Here is an 18,023-nt window from a genome sequence, read left to right as displayed (position 1 = left end):
GCACCCCACCATCCCGCCTCCCACCACGGCGACCCGGTCGCCCAGCAGCGGCGCGGCGTCCCACAGGGCGTTGACCGCGGTCTCCACCGTCCCGGCCAGCACCGCCCGCTCGGCGGGCACCGAGTCCGGCACCGGGGTCACCGCGTCGGCGGGCACCACGTAGTGCGTCTGATGTGGATAGAGGCAGAAAACGGTGCGTCCCAGCAACTCCGGCGCACCGGCCTCCACCACGCCCACGTTGAGGTAGCCGTACTTCACCGGCCACGGGAACTCGCCCTCCTGGAAGGGCGCGCGCATCACCTCGTGCTGGCTGCGCGGGACGCCGCCGCGCAGCACCAGCGCCTCGGTGCCCCGGCTGATCCCCGACCACAGCGTGCGCACCAGCACCTCGCCGGGGCCGGGCTCGCCGACCGCCACCGGCCTGACCTCGCACTTCCCGACCGAGGTGAACCAAAGGGCCCTTGCCGCACGTGTCATCTAACAACCTCCGAAAACGGGGCCCACTGCCACGAGGGGCGCGATGACCACACTTCAGCACAACACCGCGGCGGCCGTGCGGGAGCCCGTCGCCTGGGCGGGCGCGCAGGTCCTGCTGCTGGGCGCGCTGGACGTCGCGGTGGGCCTCGGCCCGCTGGGCCTGCTGGTGGGCCTGGCCTACGCGCTGGCCACCCCGGTCCTGCTCGGCCAGGCCGCGCACCGGGCGGGCGCGGTGGCGCTGGGACCGGCCGACCGGGTCACCCTGGCCAGGGCGCTGCTGGTCGGCGGGGTGGCCGCGCTGGTGGCCGACCGGCTCGGCCACGACGTGCCCACGGCGCTGCTGGTCGTGCTCGCCTCGGTCGCGCTCGCCCTGGACTTCGTCGACGGCCGGGTGGCCCGGCGCACCGGCACCGCCTCGCCGCTGGGCGCGCGGTTCGACATGGAGGTCGACGCCTTCCTGATCCTGGTGCTCAGCGCCCACGTGGCGCTGGAGCTGGGCCCGTGGGTGCTGGTCATCGGCGCGCTGCGGTACGTGTTCGTCGCGGCCTCGTGGGGCTTGCGCTGGCTGCGCGGCGCGCTGCCGCCGAGCTTCGCGCGCAAGGCCGTGGCCGCCGCGCAGGGCGTCGTCCTGGTCGTCGCCGCGGCGGGTGTCGTCCCGCACGGCGCGGTCCTGGTGGGACTCGCGCTGGCGGCGCTGCTGTGGTCCTTCGGCCGCGACACCCTGTGGTTGCGGCACAACGCGATGGAAGGGGTCCGTCATGGCTGAGCGAACGGCCACCGCGCGCACCGCGGTCAGCGTTCTGGTGTGGGGGCTGCAACTCGCGCTCGCCGCCTACTTCGCCTACAGCGGCTCGCTGCTGTTCGGCGACGACTTCGTGAACAAGTTCGACCGGATCGGCTTCGGCCAGTGGCTGCGCTACCTGACCGGGGTGCTGGAGGTCGGCGGCGCGGTGGGCCTGCTGGTGCCGCGCCTGTGCGGGCTCGCCGCGCTCGGGCTGATGGGCGTGATGACCGGCGCGGTCGTCACCGAGCTGTTCCTGGTGGACAACGGGGACGCGAGCCTGCCCGCCGCCCTGCTGGGCCTGGCCGCCGTGGTGGCGCTGGTCCGGCGGGACACCGTGATCGCCCTCTACGCCGGGTCTTCTCCCGGGTCTTCTTCCGGGTCTTCTCCTGGACCTGCTTCCGCACCGCGCTTGGGGAAGTAGCGCAGCACCGCGACGTCCCCGACCCGCGTCACGTCCTCCAGGTGGAAGCGGCGGGCGGGGCCGCCGGGGAACTCGGCGGGGTTGACGAAGCGCGGGGCGGCGGCCTGCCCGACCAGCATGGGCGCGACCGCCACGCGCACCTCGTCGGCCAGCCCGGCGGCCAGGAAAGCGGTGTGCACCGCGCCGCCGCCCTCCACCATCAGCCTGCCCACCCCGCGCCCGCCGAGGTCGTCCAGCATCCTGGCCAGGTCGACCTCCGGGCCCAGCGCGACGACCTCGGCCAGCCCGCCCAGGGCGGCCGACGCCCGCCGCGCGCCGGAATCGGTGGTGTAGACGACCTTCCGGTCGCCGTTGTGCCAGAACAGCCGGTCCGGGTCGAGGTCGCCGGTCGCGGTCACGGTGGCCTTGAGCGGGAACTCGGGCAGCCCGCGCGCCAGCCGGGCCCGCCGCCGCCGGGGGTCGTTGACCAGCAGGCGCGGGTTGTCCCGGCGGACCGTCCCGGCGCCGACCAGGATGGCGTCGGACTCCGCGCGCAGCCGGTCCACGTGGTCGAAGTCCTCCGCGTTGGACAGCGGGAAGCGGTGCTCGCTGCGGTCGTCGATGTAGCCGTCCAGGCTCATGGCGACGCTCAGCAGGACGTGCGGACGGGTCACGCCGACACGGTACGCGGTGAACCGCCGGGCGCGATCATCCGTTTACCGGATCAGCCGACGGGTTGGGAGTGATGTGGTGGCACGCCGGGTCGCGGGTCGGGCGATCACCGCCCTGGCCGCGCTGTTCGTGCTGTTCGCCCTGCTGGCGCCCAGCGATCTGGACCTCTTCGCGCCGGAGGCGTTCCTGCGCCTGCCGGTGGAGGCGCTGCTCGGCGTGGTGCTGCTGGTGGTCCTGCCGCAGCGGGCACGACCGGTGGCGGCTCTGGCGGGCGGCGCGCTGCTCGGCCTGCTGCTCGTGCTCAAGGTGCTCGACATCGGCTTCGACCTGGTCCTGTACCGGCCGTTCGACCCGGTGCTGGACTGGCCGCTGCTGCGGCCCGCGGTGGAGTTCCTGGACGTGACCGCCGGCCGGGCGGGCACGATCGCCGCCGTGGTGCTGGCCGGCCTGCTCGTGCTGGCCGTGGTCGTGCTGATGGCGCTGGCGGTCTCGCGGCTGGGCGGGGTCGTCTCGCGGCACCGCCTCGCGGCCACGCGCGCGGTCGCCGTGCTCGTGGTGGTCTGGATCAGCCTGGCCGTGCCGGGGGCGGAAATCGCTTCCCGCGACGCGGTGGCGTTCGTCCACGGCCACGCCCGCCAGGTCCGCGAGAGCTGGCAGGACCAGCGGGCGTTCGCCGTCGACGCGGCCGTCGACGCCTTCCGCGACACCCCCGGCGAGCGGCTGCTGACCGCGTTGCGCGGCAAGGACGTCGTGCTCGCCTTCGTGGAGAGCTACGGCCGCGACGCCGTCGAGGACCCGCGGCTGTCGGCCGGGGTCCGCGAGGTGCTCGACGCGGGCACCCGGCGGCTGGCCGAGGCCGGGTACGCCGCGCGCAGCGGCTTCCTGACCTCGCCGACGGCGGGCGGCGGCAGCTGGCTGGCCCAGGCCACCCTGCTGTCCGGCCTGTGGATCGACAACCAGCAGCGCTACGACACCCTGGTGGCGGGCGACCGGCTCACCCTCAGCGGCGCGTTCCGGCGCGCGGGCTGGCGGTCGGTCGGCGTGGTGCCGGGGATCACCCGCGCCTGGCCGGAGGGGCGCTTCTTCGGCTACGAGCGGATCTACGCCGCGGCCGACCTCGGCTACCGGGGCCCGCGCTTCGGCTACGCCACCACGCCCGACCAGTACACCCTGGCGGCGTTCCAGCGCGCCGAGCGGGCGGCCGCCACCGGCCCGGTGATGGCCACGATCCCGCTGGTGACCAGCCACGCGCCGTGGTCGCCGACGCCGAGGCCGGTCGGCTGGGACGAGCTGGGCGACGGCTCGGTGTTCAACGGCACGGCCTCGGGCGAGGACGCGCCGGACGCGATCTTCGGGCGCGACCCGGCGCGGGTGCGCGCCGATTACGGCGATTCCATCGGGTACTCGCTGAACGCGCTGGTGTCCTACGTCATCGAGCACGGCGACGACGACCTGGTGCTGGTCTTCCTCGGCGACCACCAGCCCGCGCAGGTCGTCACCGGCGCGGACGCGGGCAGGGACGTGCCGGTCACCGTGGTCGCCCGCGACCCGGCGGTGCTCGCGCGGATCTCGGACTGGGGCTGGTCGGAGGGGCTGCGGCCGGGCCCGGACGCCCCGGTCTGGCCGATGAACTCCTTCCGGGACAGGTTCCTCACCGCTTTCAGCTGATTTGACCGGTCCTTTGTGGACTGATCACCCCCTGTGGCTCACACCACTGGAGCAATCCTCTACGGTCGGCCGCACCGAATCGCTTCCACTGGGGGTTGGATGAAAACGCTCAAGCGCGGGCTGCTCACCGCGACCGCCCTGCTGACCGCGTCGGCACTGGCGGGCGGGCTCACCTCGGCGACCGGCGCGCCCGCGAGCACCGTCGAGGCCGACGCGAGCAAGCGGCTGGCCGAGGCGCTGCGGCAGGCGATCGTCGCGCAGGACTTCAAGGACGTGGTCGACCTCACCCCGCCGGACCTCTCGGCCGCGGTGGCCAGGTCCTCCCGGACCGGCGCGGCGGAGAAGTACGACTCGACCGAGTGGGGACCGGCCGCCCGGTTCAGCACCGCCGCCGCCGAGCCCAGGCCGCTGCACCAGACGCCCAACCTGGACGCCGCGGTGATCGAGCTGGACGACCAGGGCCGACCGGTCGCGATGGCCGACGTGCTGCTCAGCCCGCAGCACCCGCAGGGCGTCGTGGTGCCGCTGGACCGCCGCGGCCTGTCCACCGACAAGGTGCGCTACCGCTGGTGGGACGACACCGAGTGGGACGTCAACGGCGGCCGGGGCACCAGGGACGTGCTGGCGGGCCGGGAGAACGCGCCCATCGACTTCTCCTCGCCCTACCCCGGCTCGGTGCTCAAGCTCATGGTCGGCTTCGGCGTGCTGCGGCTGGCCGACCAGGGCCGGGTGAACCTGGACGCGGAGTACTCCTACCAGCCGGTGACGCTCAACCCGGCCTGCGGCGGCCCCACCGCCAAGCCGGTGCGGCAGTACTTTGACGCGATGCTCACCATGTCCGACAACGGGTCCACCTGCGCGCTGATCAAGATGCTGCACGACCTGCGCGCGATCGACGCGATGAACGCCTCGTTCGTCGAGCTGGGGATGCCCACGCTGATGGTGACCGGCACCAACCCGGACAACGGCGGGCGCTGGATCGGGTCGAACATGAGCAGCATCGACACCGCCAAGCTGCTGCTGCTGGTCAACGGCGGCCCCGGCACGCTGTGGACCACCCCGGCGGGCAAGCCGGTCACCAGGGACGCGCTCAGCGCCGCCTCCCGCGCCCTGTTCCTCAAGACCCTCGGTGAGCAGGGCCACAACGAGATGCTCTCGACCACCAACTGGTGCGGCCGGGAGTACCCGCAGCAGGGCATCCCGCAGGTCACGCCGAAGCGCTGGGTCGACCCGGCCGACGGCACCATGACCGTGGGCGGCGCGGTGTACGACCGCGACGTGCGGCCGTGCGACGCCGCCGCCGAGGTGACCTTCGCGCACAAGACCGGCTGGGTGGACACCACCGGCAGCGACGCGGGCATCGTCCGCTCGATCCAGGGCGCGGACAAGCGCAACTACGTCGTGGTCGTGTTCTGCAACCTGGGCACCGACTACGTCGACCACCACCGCCCGGCCGACCCGGAGGGCGTTTTCCCGGTGCTCTACACCGAGAAGTACGCCGCGCTGGGCAAGGCGATCGACGGCATCGTCGCCGGTCTGCGCTAGACGAGCGCCCTGAAGGGGGCGGAAGGGGACCGAGCGCCCCTTCCGCCCCCTTTAGCGCGCGTACGATACTTGCTCTGAGGCACGCTTCGCCGCGTTGTGTGCTGGCACCACAACGCCGAGGCGGTGACGGACGTGGTCCTGGACGAGGGGAGCCCACGCCCTGCCACACGGGTGGAGGCGGTGCCCCCGCAACCCCCACCGCAGGAGCCGTCCACCGCTGATTGGGCCATGCGGCTGCTGGACGGCTTCGACCTCGCGATCGTGGTGTGCGACGAGCGGGGCGTCGTCCGACAGGTCAGCGCCGAGGCGCGGCGGCTGGCGCCCGGTGTCGCCGAGGGCGGCTCCCTGGCCGACTCCGCCGTGCCCGAGCTGGCCGCGGCCGCCGCGCGCGGCCAGGCGGCCTTCGAGGCGTCGGCGGGCGGTCGCGCGCTGGTGGGGCGGCGGCGGCAGCTGGGCGGCGGATGGACCGCCTGGCACCTGCGGGACGTGACCGCGCGGCGGGCCCGCGACGACGCGATGCTGGCCGAACGGGCGCGCAGCCGGTTCCTGGCCCGCGCCAGCAGGCAGCTGGGGCTGTCGCTGAACCCGACCAGGACCGCGCGGACCGTGGTGGAGCTGGCCGCCGAGCTGGGGCACGCGGCGACCGTGGTGCTGCCCACCGGCGAGTACGTGCACGGCGTGCGCGGGGCGACGCCGCAGGTCGGCCGGTGGACCTCGGAGCAGCTGCCGCCGGCGCTGGTGGAGGCCATGGACGGCACCGCGGGCGGGGTGGAGCGGCACCACGCCGCGCACTTCGGCGCGCACCGGCACGTGGACCTCAGCCGCGCGGTGGAGGCGGTGACCGTGCCGCTGCGCGGCGCCGAGGCCCCCGGCCCGGCCCTGGTGCTGTGGCTGTCGGGGGAGGCGCAGGCGGTCGAGGACCCCGACGGCGAGGTGCTCGAGGAGTTCGCCACCCGCGCGGGCACGGCGCTGGCCGCCGCGCGGGCGCACGCCGAGCAGGCGCGCACCGCCGCCGTGCTCAAGCGCGGCCTGCTGCCCGCGCCGCTGCCCGACGTGCCCGGCCTGGCGTTCGGCGCCGAGTACCGGCCCGCCACCGGCGTGGGCAGCCTGGGCGGGGACTTCTACGAGGTGGTGCCGTCCGGGGCGGGGGCCTCGTTCGTCTTCGGCGACGTGGTCGGCACGGGCGTGGAGGCGGCCGTGACCAGCGGCGTCGTCCGCCAGGCGCTGGGCGCGCTGCGGCGGGTGCCGGTCGAGCCGCGCCGCGCGCTGGAGGTGCTCAACAGCTCCCTGCTGGACAACGCGCCCGTCGACCGGCGGTGGTTCGTCACCGCCGTGCTCGGCGACGCGGAGGTGGGCGTCGACGGGGGCATCCGGCTGGAGCTGACCGGCGGCGGGCACCTGTCGCCGCTGGTGCTGCGCCGCGACGGCCGGGCGGAGTTCGTGAAGGTCGGCGGGATGCTGGTGGGAGCGCTCCCGGCGGCGTCGTTCCGCACCGTCGAGGTCGACCTGCGCCCCGGCGAGGTGTGCGTGTTCTACAGCGACGGGGTCACCGAGGCGCGCGGCGGCGCGGACGGCGCGGAGCTGTTCGGGGCCGAGCGGCTCGCCGCGCTGCTGACCGGCTGCCACGTGATGCCGCCCACGGCCGTGGCGCAGCGGGTGGTGCTCGGCGCGCAGGAGTGGCTGGCGGGCCGCGAGCACGACGACATCGCGGTGCTGGCCCTGCGGGCGGCGGCGTGACCGACCGCGAGGAGCTGATGGCGGCGCTGGCCGCCGCCGACGAGCGCGCGGCCGTGGCGGTGGCGCTGCGGCTGCTGGACCGGGGCGTGCCCGCCGAGACCGTGCTGCTCGACCTGGTCGCCGAGGCGCAGGCCGAGGTCGGCAGGCGGTGGCAGGTCAACGAGTGGAGCGTCGCCAGGGAGCACGCCGCCACCGCGATCAACGAGCGGGTCATCGCGGCGGTCGGCAGCCGCGTCGACGTGCCGCCGACCAAGGGTCACGTGGTCGTGTCGTGCCTGGACGGCGAGTGGCACGCGGTGCCGCCGCGCATCGTCGCCGAGGTGCTGCGCGGCCGGGGCTGGCGGGTCACCTTCCTCGGCGCCAGCGTGCCCACCGCCCACCTGGTGTCCTACCTGCACGAGCACGGCCCGGACGCGGTCGCGCTGAGCTGCACCCTGTCGCGCAGCCTGCCGCGCGCCGACCAGGTGGTCGCCGCCTGCCGCGCCACCGGGACGCCGGTGCTGGTCGGCGGGCGCGGCTTCGGCGCGGACGGCCGGTGGGCCAAGCAGCTGGGCGTGGACAGCTGGGCGCCGACCGCGCCGGCCGCCGCCGAGCTGCTGGAGCACCCGGAGTGGCGGCGCACCGCCCAGCCCGCCCCGCCGCGGCGGGCCGACCCGGAGTACGCCGCGCTGCGCACCCGCCGCGCCGAGCTGATCGGTGCGGCGGTGGACGCCCTGTACGAGCGGTTCCCGCCGATGCGGGGCTACGATGAGCGCAGGCTCGACGCCACGTTGGAGGACGTCGGGCACATCGTGGACTTCCTCAGCGCCTCGGTCTACGTCGACGACGTGGAGCTGTTCGGCGAGTTCATGGCCTGGACAGCCGAGGTGCTCGCCGCCCGCGGTGTCCCGGTGGCCTCGACCGAGGTCGCCATGAGCGCGATGAGCCGGGTGCTGGAGGACCACCCACGGGCGCTGCGCCACCTCGACCACGGTCGCCAGGTCGTCCGGGTAGCTTGACAAGACCCTCGCAAGGGCTGTGACGTTGAGCAAACAGCGGTGCGGTCGCCTGAGCTATTAATCGAAATGGATCGCTATGACGTCTGCACGACGTGTTGATGGGTTGCACACGGAAACCCAGCGGATCGGCGAGGACGTGGTGGTGCTGGCCGCCGCGGGCGAGATCGACATCGCCACCGCCGAAGACCTGCGCAAGCCGCTGATCGAGCTGGCGGGGCGCACCCCGGAGGGCGGCACGGTGGTGGCCGACCTGACCGGCATCACCTTCTTCTCCTCACCCGGCATCGAGGCGCTGCTCGTCGCGCACGAGCGGCTGGGGCAGGTCGGCGGCACGCTGCACGTGGTCGCCGCCCCCGTGGTGCGCCGCGCGCTGACCGCCGTGGGGCTGGACCGGGCGCTTCGGTTGCACGACACTTTGGAAGCGGCACTGAGCCGTTAGGTGTCAACCTGAGCAGATCCGGTCATCCCCGTAGAGACCCATCGCCCCACCCGCGAGGACGCCCGTGCTAGCCGAACCGCCCAACGCCGCGAAACCCGTCTCCGCCTCCGCCGAGGCGGAGGGGTTCGTGCTGGAGATGGAGGTCGACGGCCGCGACCTGGCGGCGATGCGCCAGCGGGTCCGGGCGGCGCTGGCGGAGCTGGACCAGGACCTGGTGCAGGACGTCGAGCTGGTCTGCACGGAGCTGGCGGCCAACGCCTGCGACCACGCGGCCGGTCCGCACCACCTGGTGCTGCGGCACGGCACCCGCGACGGCCTGCCGTCGGTGCTGGTGGAGGTGCGCGACGCGACGCCGGACCGGTTCCCGCAGGTGGGCGTGTCGACGCTGGGGCCGCACCGGGGCCACGGCCTGAAGATGGTCCAGTCGCTGGCCGCCGCGTGGGGCGTGCACGGCGACACCACCACCAAGACCGTCTGGGCCGTCGTCACCACCCCCTGACCGCGCCTGCAAGTACTACCCGCCGCGCCCCACAGGGCCGCTCACCACTACCCGGCTCACCGCGGAACGCGGGACCAGCCGGTGCCCGAACCCGAGTAGCAGCCCAGGTGGGCGGGCTGGTCGCGCCCGCGCTGCCTGCCGTGCCGGCGGGGTGCGCGTCTTCACCGCCGACGCGAGCGGCGAGAACCAGGTCAACGGCGTGCGCGCTCACCCGGACCAGTGACAGCCCTTGCGGAGGACGGCGTGCGGCGCATCTGCTTCTTGCTGCGGAGCGCGGGGCGCGCCAGGTCGACACCCGCCGACCGAGGTCTGCCACCTCGACTGACGACTGACGACTGACGCGAAGGAGGGCGGCCGTGGACGTGACCACCCGCATCGGCGTCGTGATGAACGGCGTGACCGGGCGGATGGGGTACCGGCAGCACCTGCTGCGGTCGGTGCTGGCCATCCGCGAGCAGGGCGGGGTGCCGCTGTCCGACGGCCGCCGCGTGCTGCTGGAACCCGTCCTGGTCGGCCGCGGCGCGACCAAGCTGCGCGAGCTGGCCCGGCGGCACGACGTCGAGCACTGGTCCACCGACCTGGACACCGTGCTCGGCGACCCGCGCTGGCAGGTGTACTTCGACGCGCAGCTGACCAGCGTGCGGCACAAGGCCGTGGTCGCGGCGATCGAGGCGGGAAAGCACCTCTACACCGAGAAACCGGTCGCCGAGACCGCGCGGCAGGTCGTGGAGCTGGCCCGGCTGGCCGACGCGGCGGGCCTGCGGCACGGCGTGGTGCACGACAAGCTGTTCCTGCCGGGGCTGCTCAAGCTCAAGCGGCTGGTGGACGCCGGGTTCTTCGGCCGGGTGCTGTCGGTGCGCGGCGAGTTCGGCTACTGGGTGTTCGAGGGCGACGGGCAGAGCGCGCAGCGGCCCTCGTGGAACTACCGCAAGCAGGACGGCGGCGGAGTGGTGGTGGACATGTTCTGCCACTGGAACTACGTCCTGGAGAACCTGTTCGGCAGGGTCCGCGCGGTCACCGCCAAGGCCGTCACGCACATCCCGCGCCGCTGGGACGAGCGCGGCGAGCCCTACGAGGCCACCGCCGACGACGCGGCGTACGGCATCTTCGAGCTCGACGGCGGGATCATCGCGCAGGTCAACTCCTCCTGGGCGGTCCGGGTCCACCGGGACGAGCTGGTGGAGTTCCAGGTCGACGGCACCGAGGGCAGCGCGGTGGCCGGGCTGTGGGGGTGCCGGGTGCAGCACCGCTCGATGACGCCCAAGCCGGTGTGGAACCCGGACGTGCCCACCACCGAGCGGTTCCGCGACCAGTGGGCCGAGGTGCCGGACAACGCGGTGTTCGACAACGGGTTCAAGGCGCAGTGGGAGCAGTTCATCCGGTCCGTGGCCGGCGACGGCGAGCACCCGTACGACTTCTACGCGGGAGCGCGCGGCATCCGGCTCGCCGAGGCCGGGCTGCGCTCGTCGGCCGAGGGCCGCCGCGTCGAGCTGGAGGAGATCGCCCCGTGAGCTTCCGCAGCCGCATCGCCTTCGCCGCCGCGCACGTCGCCGCGGACCCGGCGGGCGACAACCGCCCCGGTGCCCCCGCCGCGCTGGACTGGGACGCGACACTGGCGTTCCGGCACCACCTGTGGCGGCACGGCCTGGGCGTGGCCGAGGCCGTGGACACCGCCCAGCGCGGCATGGGCCTGGACTGGGCCGCCACCAGGGAGCTGATCCGCCGTTCCGCCGCCGAAGCCCGCTCGGTGGGCGGCCGGATCGCCGCCGGAGCGGGCACCGACCACCTCTTACCATCCACAGTGGACGGTGTACGTGCGGCCTACGAAGAGCAGGTCGAAGTGGTGGAATCCACTGGCGCGCAAGTGATCCTGATGGCCAGTCGCGCCCTCGCCGCCGTGGCGCGCGGTCCCCGGGACTACCACGCCGTCTACGGCGAGGTGCTCCGGCAGGTGCGGGAACCGGTCATCCTGCACTGGCTCGGCCCCGTGTTCGACCCGGCGCTCAAGGGCTACTGGGGATCGGACGACCTGGACCTGGCGACCGACTCGTTCGTCGAACTGGTGCGCGCCCACGCCGACAAGGTCGACGGGGTCAAGGTCTCGCTGCTGGACGCGGCCCACGAGGTCCGGCTGCGGCAAGCGCTGTCCGTGCGCGTCTACACCGGCGACGACTTCCACTACCCGGAGCTGATCGAGGGCGGCAGCGACGCACTGCTGGGCGTGTTCGCCGCCATCGCCCCCGTCGCGGCGCGGGCGTTGCGGGCACTGGACTCCGGCGACCACGACGGCTACCGGGCCGCCTTCGAGCCGACGCTCCCGCTGGCCCGACACCTGTTCGAAGCGCCGACGTACTACTACAAGACCGGCATCGCCTTCCTGGCCTGGCTTTCCGGGCACCAGCCCGGCTTCACCATGGTCGGCGGCCTGCAAGCCGGTCGCGGCGTGCCGCACCTGCGCACCGCCTACCACCTGGCGTCCGGCATCGGCCTGTTCGAGGACCCGGAACTGGCCCAGCGGCGGATGCGGGCGTTCCTGACCGTGGCGGGGGTGGCGTGATGCGACGCCTGTCGCTCAACCAGAGGACCACCGCCTCGTGGAGCGTCCCGGAGGCGGTCGACGGCTGCGTGCGCGCGGGCGTCGAGGCCATCGGCCTGTGGCGCGAGCCGGTCGCCGAGCACGGTCTGCGGCGCACCGCGAAGCTGGTCCGCGACGCCGGCCTGCGGGTGTCCTCGCTGTGCCGCGGCGGTTTCCTCACCGCGCCCGGCGCGCTGGGGGACAACCGGCGCGCCATCGACGAGGCGGCGGCACTGGGCACCGACTGCCTGGTGATGGTCGTCGGCGGCCTGCCCCCCGGATCGAAGGACCTCGCCGGAGCGCGCACGGCCGTGGCCGACGCCATCGCCGAGCTGGCCCCGTGCGCGGGGGAGCGCGGCGTGCGGCTGGCACTGGAGCCCATGCACCCCGTGTACTGCGCGGACCGCGGCGTGCTGTCCACCCTGGAGCAGGCGCTGGACCTGGCCGAGCGGTTCCCGGTGTCACAGGTGGGGGTGGTGGTGGACACCTTCCACCTGTGGTGGGACCCCCAGGTGTGGCAGCAGATCGCCCGCGCGGGCGCGCGGATCGCGAGCTACCAGGTCTCCGACTGGATCACCCCGCTACCCGCCGACGTGCTGCTGGGGCGGGGCATGATGGGCGACGGCCACATCGACTTCGCCGCGTTCACCGCCGCCGTGAACGCCGCCGGGTACACCGGCGACATCGAGGTGGAGATCTTCAACGCCGACGTGTGGAACACACCCCCCGACCAGGTCCTGACCACCGTCAAGGACCGCTACCGCCGCCTGATCCACACCCCCCGCGAGTCGAACGCTCAGACACCCTGAATTCAACATTCGCGCACCCCGACCCGCACTCTCGCGGCCTCGACCCGCGCTTGTCGCGCACCCCGCCGCGCGCTTCCGCACCTCGGGTAGTAGTTACCGGCTTCCCCAACCCCGTCGGGTAGTACTTGCCCACGCACCAGGGGGCGCGCGCAGTGGGTGCCCGTGAGCGCCGTCCTTGGCGACCTGCCGCGCGGCGAGCGCACCTCCCCGCACCCCAACGACGAACTCGCGGTACCTGGGCGTTCGACTCGCGGTGGGTGGGGTCAGGAGGGGGTGTAGCGGCGGAGGGGTTGGGTGGTGCGGAGGAGGGCGCGCAGGTCGGCCAGGGTGCCGTGGACGGCGCCGATGGCGCGGGCTTGGACCAGGACGTTGCCCAGGGCGGTGGCCTCGACCGGCCCGGCCACCACGGGCAGCCCGCACACGTCGGCGGTGAGTTGGCACAGCAGCCCGTTGCGCGCCCCGCCGCCCACCAGGTGCACGACCTCGATCTCCTTGCCGGACAACCGCTGCGCCTGCGCCAGCGTGTCGCGGTAGGCCAGCGCCAGGCTGTCCAGCACGCACCGCACCACCTCGGCCGGACTGGTGGGCACCCGCTGGCCGCCACGCCTGCAGTGCTCGGCGATGCGGTCGGGCATGGGGCCCAGCGAACCGTCGTCCGGCGCCAGGAACTCGGGCGCGTCCGGGTCGATCACGCAGGCGAAAGCGTCCACCGACGCGGCTCGGGCGAGCAGCGGCTCCAGCGCCGAACCGGGCCACGCCCGCAACGACTCCTGCAGCAGCCACAACCCCATCACGTTGCGCAGGTAGCGGATCGTGCCGTCCACTCCGGCCTCGTTGGTGAAGTTGGCCCGCCTGCTCTCCTCGGTCAGCACCGGCCGGTCCAGCTCCACCCCGACCAGCGACCACGTGCCGCAGGAGATGTAGCCGAACGCGCTGCCCTCGGCGGGCACGCCGACCACCGCGGACGCCGTGTCGTGCGAGCCCACCGCGTGCACCGGCACCGGCCCGGTCAGCCCGGTCCCGGTCGGCCCGGTCCCGGTGAGCCCGGTCTCGGCCAGCACGGCGGGCAGCAGGTCGCCCCGGTGGTCGCCGGGTTCGCACAGGGGCGGGAACAGGGACGGGTCGACGCCGACGCGCTCCATCAGGCCGGTGGCCCACCGGCCGGTGCGGATGTCGAGCAGTTGCGTGGTGCTGGCGTTGGTGCGCTCGGCGGCCACGTCGCCGGTCAGCCACAGGGTCAGCAGGTCGGGGATGAGCAGGAGCCGGTCGGCCACGGACAGCTGCGGGGTGCGCGCCGCGGCGACGAGCTGGAAGAGGGTGTTGAACGGCAGCACCTGCACGCCGGTGGTCGCGTACAGGTCGTCCACCAGCGACAGCACCCGCTCGGCCACGCCTTCGGTGCGGGAGTCGCGGTAGTGCACGGGGTTGCCCAGCAGCGCGCCGGAGCGGTCGAGCAGTCCGTAGTCGACCGCCCAGGAGTCGATGCCCACGCTCGCCAGCGGGTCGCCGGCGGCGCGCAGGCCGTCGAGGACGCCGCGGTAGAGCGCGAGCACGTCCCAGTGCAGCGTGCCGCCCAGCCGCACCGGCCCGTTGGGGAAGCGGTGGACCTCGGTCAGCGCCAGCCCGCCCGCGCCGACCTCGCCCACCACGACCCGTCCGCTGGAGGCTCCGAGGTCCACCGCCGCCACCCGTCGCACCGGCACCTCCTGAAACGTTTTAACACCTCTGCGGGCAGCTAGGATCAAGGGTGCGGCGGGGCGAGGTCAAGAGGGAGGCGCGGTGGGGTCACCGGTGAGCATCCGCGACGTGGCGACGCGCGCGAAGGTGTCCGTCGGCACCGTGTCCAACGTGCTCAACCGGCCCGAGGTGGTCGCCCCGGCGACCCGCGAGCGGGTGCTGGGCGCGATCACGGAGCTGGGTTTCGTGCGCAACGACGCGGCCCGCCAGCTGCGCTCGGGCACGCCGCGCGCGATCGGCCTGGTGGTGCTGGACGTGGGCAACCCGTTCTTCACCGACGTGGCCCGCGGTGTGGAGGACACCGCCAGCGAGGCCGGGCACGCGGTGATCCTGTGCAACAGCGACGAGTCCGCGCGGCGCGAGGCCAGGCACGTGGAGCTGCTGGCCGAGCAGCGCGTGCACGGCGTGCTGATCACCCCGGTGGACACCGACCTGGCCGCGGTGCGCAGGCTGCGCGACCGGGGTATCTCGGTGGTGCTGCTGGACCACCCCACCGACGAGCCGGACCTGTGCTCGGTGGCGGTGGACGACCGCCAGGGCGGCGAGCTGGCGGTGACCCACCTGCTGGCCGAGGGCTACCAGCGGATCGTCATGGTCAACGGGCCCGCGCGCATCCACCAGGCGCGGCAGCGGCACCGCGGCGCGGTGGACGCGGTGCGCAAGGCAGGGCGCTCCAGGGCGGTGCTGGAGGAGCTGGTGGTGCCCGCGCTCAACGTGGCCTCCGGGCAGCGCGCGGCCGAGCGGCTGCTGGCCCGCTCCACCCGGCCGGACGCGGTGTTCTGCGCCAACGACCTGCTCGCGCTGGGCGTGCTCCAGGTGCTGGTGCGGGCCGGGGTGCGGGTGCCGGAGGAGATGGCCGTGGTGGGCTACGACGACATCGACTTCGCCGCCGCGGCGGCGGTCCCGCTGACCTCCGTGCGGCAGCCGCGCCAGCAGATCGGCCGCACGGCGGCGGAGCTGGTGATCGCCGAGACGATGTCGCCCGCCGAGCACGAGCACCGGCACGTGCTGTTCGCGCCGGAGCTGGTGGTGCGCGAGTCCAGCAGGCGGCCCGTTCGTCCCCGGCGTGGGCGATGAACCGTTTCATCCCTTGACGGCCATCGCGCCGGACTGCTGTCATGAACCGGTCCGGGGCGTGGTCCACCGCCGCCTGGGAGCGCTCCCAGAATCGAGGCGAAGGAGCAACGGTGCTCACCAACTCGTTCCGCGCGCGGGTGGCCGCGGCGGCGACCGCCCTGCTGGCGGGCGGCCTGCTCACCGGGCCCGCGCACGCCTGCCCGGCCGACGGCTCTCCGGCCGACGCCTGCCCGGCCACGGCGGAGGCCGACCCCGCGGGCCGCAAGCAGGTCGAGCGGCTGGACCGCGGCCTGATCAGCGTGCGCTCGGGCAGCGGGAACCTGGTCAGCTGGCGGCTGCTGGCCGGTGACCCCCGCAACGTGGCGTTCAACGTCTACCGGGGCGCCACCAAGCTGACCGGCACACCCCTCACCACGTCCACCAACTACCTGGACAGCGGTGCCCCCGCCGACGCCTCCTACACCGTGCGCGCGGTCGTCGACGGCGTCGAGGAACCCGCCTCCCCGGCCTCCCTGGCGTTCCCCGGCGGCTACCGGGACGTGCCGATCCAGCCGCCGTCCAACGCCTACGGCGCCGGTGACGCCGGCGTCGGCGACCTCGACGGCGACGGGCGCTACGAGTTCGTGCTGAAGTGGGAACCCAACAACGCCAAGGACAACTCCCAGTCCGGCACCACCGACGTGGTCCTGATCGACGCCTACCGGCTCGACGGCACCCGGCTGTGGCGCATCGACCTGGGCCGCAACATCCGCGCGGGCGCGCACTACACGCAGTTCCAGGTCTACGACTACGACGGCGACGGCAGGGCCGAGGTGGCGATGAAGACCGCCGACGGCACGCGCGACGGCCGGGGCGCCGTGATCGGCAACGCGAGCGCGGACCACCGCAACTCCAGCGGCTACGTCCTGGCCGGACCGGAGTTCCTGACCGTGTTCGACGGCCGGACCGGCGCGGCGGTGTCCACGGTGAACTACGAGCCGCCGCGCGGCAACGTCGCCTCCTGGGGCGACAACTACGGCAACCGCGTGGACCGGTTCCTGGCGGGCACGGCCTACCTGGACGGCGCGCGGCCCTCGCTGATCATGGCGCGCGGCTACTACACCCGCGCGGTCGTCGTGGCCTGGGACTTCCGCGACGGCAGGCTGGTGCGGCGGTGGACCTTCGACAGCAACACCTCGGGCAACGGCGGCTACGCGGGCCAGGGCAACCACGCGCTGACCGTCGGCGACGTGGACGGCGACGGCCGCGACGAGATCGTCTACGGCGCGGCGGCGATCGACGACGACGGGCGCGGCCTGTGGACCACCGGGCTCGGCCACGGCGACGCGGCGCACCTGGGCGACCTGGACCCGTCGCGGCCGGGGCTGGAGTACTTCAAGGTCTCCGAGGACACCGCCAAACCCGCTTCCTGGTTCGCCGACGCCCGCACCGGCCAGCGGCTGTGGACCACGGCGGCGGGCGGCGACAACGGCCGCGGCGTCTCCGGCGACATCTGGGCGGGCAGCCCCGGCGCGGAGTCGTGGTCGGCGGTGGACACCAGCCTGCGCGACACCAGGGGCGCCGCGATCGGGCGCGAGCCCTCGTCGAGCAACTTCCTGGTGTGGTGGGACGGCGACCCGGTGCGCGAGCTGCTGGACCAGACCCGCGTCGACAAGTACGGCACGGGCGGCGAGACGCGCCTGCTGACCGGCAGCGGGGTGCGCGCGGTCAACGGCACCAAGGCCACCCCGTCGTTGAGCGCCGACCTGTTCGGCGACTGGCGCGAGGAGGTGGTGTGGCCGACGTCGGACAACACCGCGCTGCGCGTCTACGCCACCGGGCACCAGACCGACCGGCGCATCCCGACGCTGATGCACGACACCCAGTACCGGACCGCGATCGCCTGGCAGAACACCGCCTACAACCAGCCGCCGCACCCGAGCTTCTTCCTCGGCGACGGCATGGCCACCCCACCCTGGCCCGACGTCCACTACGCGGGCTGACCCAGCGCCTGCAAGTACTACCCGACCCCTCCGCGAGGGCCGTTAACTACTACCCGACGCGGGTGGTAGTTAACGGCGCGGAACGGGTGAACGGGTAGTACTTGCAGGCGTTTAAAGCTTGGTCTCCCTGGTGCGCCAGAGGACCAGGACGAAGTAGGGCGTGCCGACCAGTGCGATGACCAGGCCTGCGGGGATCTGGGCGGGCGCGATGGCCGTGCGCCCGATCGTGTCCGCCGCGCTGACCAGCAGCGCCCCGACCGCCGCCGCCACCGGCAGCACCCGCGCGTGCCTGCCGCCCACCAGCGAGCGGGCCAGGTGCGGGGCGACCAGGCCGATGAACCCCACCACGCCGATCGCGGACACCGCGGTGGCGGCCAGCACGCCCGCCGTCACCAGCACCACCAGGCGCGAGCGCTCCACCGGCAGCCCCAGCACGCGCGGCGTGTCGTCGTCCAGGCTCTGCAGGTCCAGCTCCCGGTGCCGGGCCAGCAGCAGCGGCAGGCCCACCAGCAGCGCCAGCGCGACCGGGGCCAGCTGGTCGAGCTGGCGGCCGTAGGTGGAGCCGGACAGCCAGGTCAACGCCTTGGCGGTGTTCCACGGGTCGGACACGACCACCAGCAGCGA

General features: G+C 74.0%; 17 protein-coding genes. 13 read left to right on the top strand and 4 right to left on the bottom strand.

Going from position 1 to position 18,023, the window contains the following annotated elements:
* The coding region (locus IEZ00_RS36365; RefSeq protein ID WP_506347060.1) for an MDR/zinc-dependent alcohol dehydrogenase-like family protein at positions 1–477 on the bottom strand (477 nt) is incomplete at its 3' end.
* A 43-nt stretch (positions 478–520) separates the two neighbouring features.
* On the opposite strand from IEZ00_RS36365, the gene IEZ00_RS07710 reads away from it, so the two are divergent.
* Together IEZ00_RS07710 and IEZ00_RS07705 are read left to right on the top strand one after the other, a co-directional pair.
* Entirely contained in the window at positions 521–1,243 is a 723-nt protein-coding gene (locus IEZ00_RS07710; RefSeq protein ID WP_189222392.1) for a CDP-alcohol phosphatidyltransferase family protein, read from the top strand.
* Positions 1,236–1,682 carry a DoxX family protein gene (locus IEZ00_RS07705; RefSeq protein WP_189222390.1) on the top strand — a complete coding sequence of 149 codons (447 nt, stop codon included), beginning with the start codon at positions 1,236–1,238 and terminating at the stop codon, positions 1,680–1,682. The genes IEZ00_RS07710 and IEZ00_RS07705 overlap by 8 nt, the downstream gene beginning before the upstream one ends.
* On the opposite strand, the gene IEZ00_RS07700 is transcribed toward IEZ00_RS07705, so the two are convergent.
* Complete coding sequence (locus tag IEZ00_RS07700) at positions 1,607–2,335, bottom strand: RibD family protein (protein ID WP_189222388.1); 729 nt, start codon at positions 2,333–2,335, stop codon at positions 1,607–1,609. The genes IEZ00_RS07705 and IEZ00_RS07700 overlap by 76 nt on opposite strands.
* 76 nt (positions 2,336–2,411) lie before the next feature.
* On the opposite strand from IEZ00_RS07700, the gene IEZ00_RS07695 reads away from it, so the two are divergent.
* From IEZ00_RS07695 to IEZ00_RS07655, 9 genes are all read left to right on the top strand, one after another.
* Positions 2,412–4,001 carry an alkaline phosphatase family protein gene (locus tag IEZ00_RS07695; RefSeq protein WP_306344661.1) on the top strand — a complete coding sequence of 530 codons (1,590 nt, stop codon included), beginning with the start codon at positions 2,412–2,414 and terminating at the stop codon, positions 3,999–4,001.
* A 99-nt stretch (positions 4,002–4,100) separates the two neighbouring features.
* The gene (locus IEZ00_RS07690; protein WP_189222386.1) at positions 4,101–5,546 is read left to right on the top strand and encodes a serine hydrolase; all 1,446 of its coding nucleotides are present in this window, start codon (positions 4,101–4,103) and stop codon (positions 5,544–5,546) included.
* Positions 5,547–5,726: 180 nt separating this feature from the next.
* A complete protein-coding gene (locus IEZ00_RS07685; protein ID WP_189222385.1) occupies positions 5,727–7,283 on the top strand; it encodes a PP2C family protein-serine/threonine phosphatase in 1,557 nt (518 codons plus the stop codon).
* Positions 7,280–8,281, top strand: coding sequence for a cobalamin-dependent protein (locus IEZ00_RS07680; RefSeq protein WP_229795219.1), 1,002 nt, complete (start codon positions 7,280–7,282; stop codon positions 8,279–8,281). Before IEZ00_RS07685 ends, IEZ00_RS07680 begins: the two co-directional genes overlap by 4 nt.
* A gap of 103 nt (positions 8,282–8,384) precedes the next feature.
* On the top strand, positions 8,385–8,720 hold the full coding sequence (locus IEZ00_RS07675) for an STAS domain-containing protein (RefSeq protein ID WP_189222383.1): 336 nt from the start codon (positions 8,385–8,387) through the stop codon (positions 8,718–8,720).
* Between the two features lie 64 nt (positions 8,721–8,784).
* On the top strand, positions 8,785–9,219 hold the full coding sequence (locus tag IEZ00_RS07670; protein ID WP_189222381.1) for an ATP-binding protein: 435 nt from the start codon (positions 8,785–8,787) through the stop codon (positions 9,217–9,219).
* Positions 9,220–9,605: 386 nt separating this feature from the next.
* Positions 9,606–10,730, top strand: coding sequence for a Gfo/Idh/MocA family protein (locus IEZ00_RS07665; protein WP_189222608.1), 1,125 nt, complete (start codon positions 9,606–9,608; stop codon positions 10,728–10,730).
* A complete protein-coding gene (locus tag IEZ00_RS07660; protein ID WP_189222379.1) occupies positions 10,727–11,776 on the top strand; it encodes a dihydrodipicolinate synthase family protein in 1,050 nt (349 codons plus the stop codon). Before IEZ00_RS07665 ends, IEZ00_RS07660 begins: the two co-directional genes overlap by 4 nt.
* A complete protein-coding gene (locus tag IEZ00_RS07655; RefSeq protein WP_189222378.1) occupies positions 11,776–12,603 on the top strand; it encodes a sugar phosphate isomerase/epimerase family protein in 828 nt (275 codons plus the stop codon). Before IEZ00_RS07660 ends, IEZ00_RS07655 begins: the two co-directional genes overlap by 1 nt.
* Positions 12,604–12,866: 263 nt before the next feature.
* On the opposite strand, the gene IEZ00_RS07650 is transcribed toward IEZ00_RS07655, so the two are convergent.
* The gene (locus IEZ00_RS07650) at positions 12,867–14,291 is read right to left on the bottom strand and encodes a rhamnulokinase (protein WP_229795300.1); all 1,425 of its coding nucleotides are present in this window, start codon (positions 14,289–14,291) and stop codon (positions 12,867–12,869) included.
* A 91-nt stretch (positions 14,292–14,382) separates the two neighbouring features.
* Here IEZ00_RS07650 and IEZ00_RS07645 point away from each other — a divergent pair, with 91 nt between their 5' ends.
* Positions 14,383–15,417 (top strand): LacI family DNA-binding transcriptional regulator, encoded by a 1,035-nt coding sequence (locus IEZ00_RS07645; RefSeq protein WP_189222374.1) that lies wholly within the window; start codon positions 14,383–14,385, stop codon positions 15,415–15,417.
* 110 nt (positions 15,418–15,527) lie between these two features.
* Positions 15,528–17,399: a rhamnogalacturonan lyase gene (locus IEZ00_RS07640; protein WP_268248668.1), complete on the top strand. Its 1,872-nt coding sequence runs from the start codon at positions 15,528–15,530 to the stop codon at positions 17,397–17,399.
* A 111-nt stretch (positions 17,400–17,510) separates the two neighbouring features.
* Here the strand turns inward: IEZ00_RS07640 and IEZ00_RS36360 are convergent.
* Positions 17,511–18,023 (bottom strand): iron chelate uptake ABC transporter family permease subunit (locus IEZ00_RS36360; RefSeq protein WP_229795217.1); only part of this gene is annotated, 513 nt, incomplete at its 5' end.

The organism is Saccharothrix coeruleofusca, assembly GCF_014648515.1.
Classification (GTDB): Bacteria; Actinomycetota; Actinomycetes; order Mycobacteriales; family Pseudonocardiaceae; genus Actinosynnema; species Actinosynnema coeruleofuscum.
The sequence above is the reverse complement of the archived record's forward strand: the minus strand, read 5'-3'. Positions and strand labels throughout refer to the sequence as shown.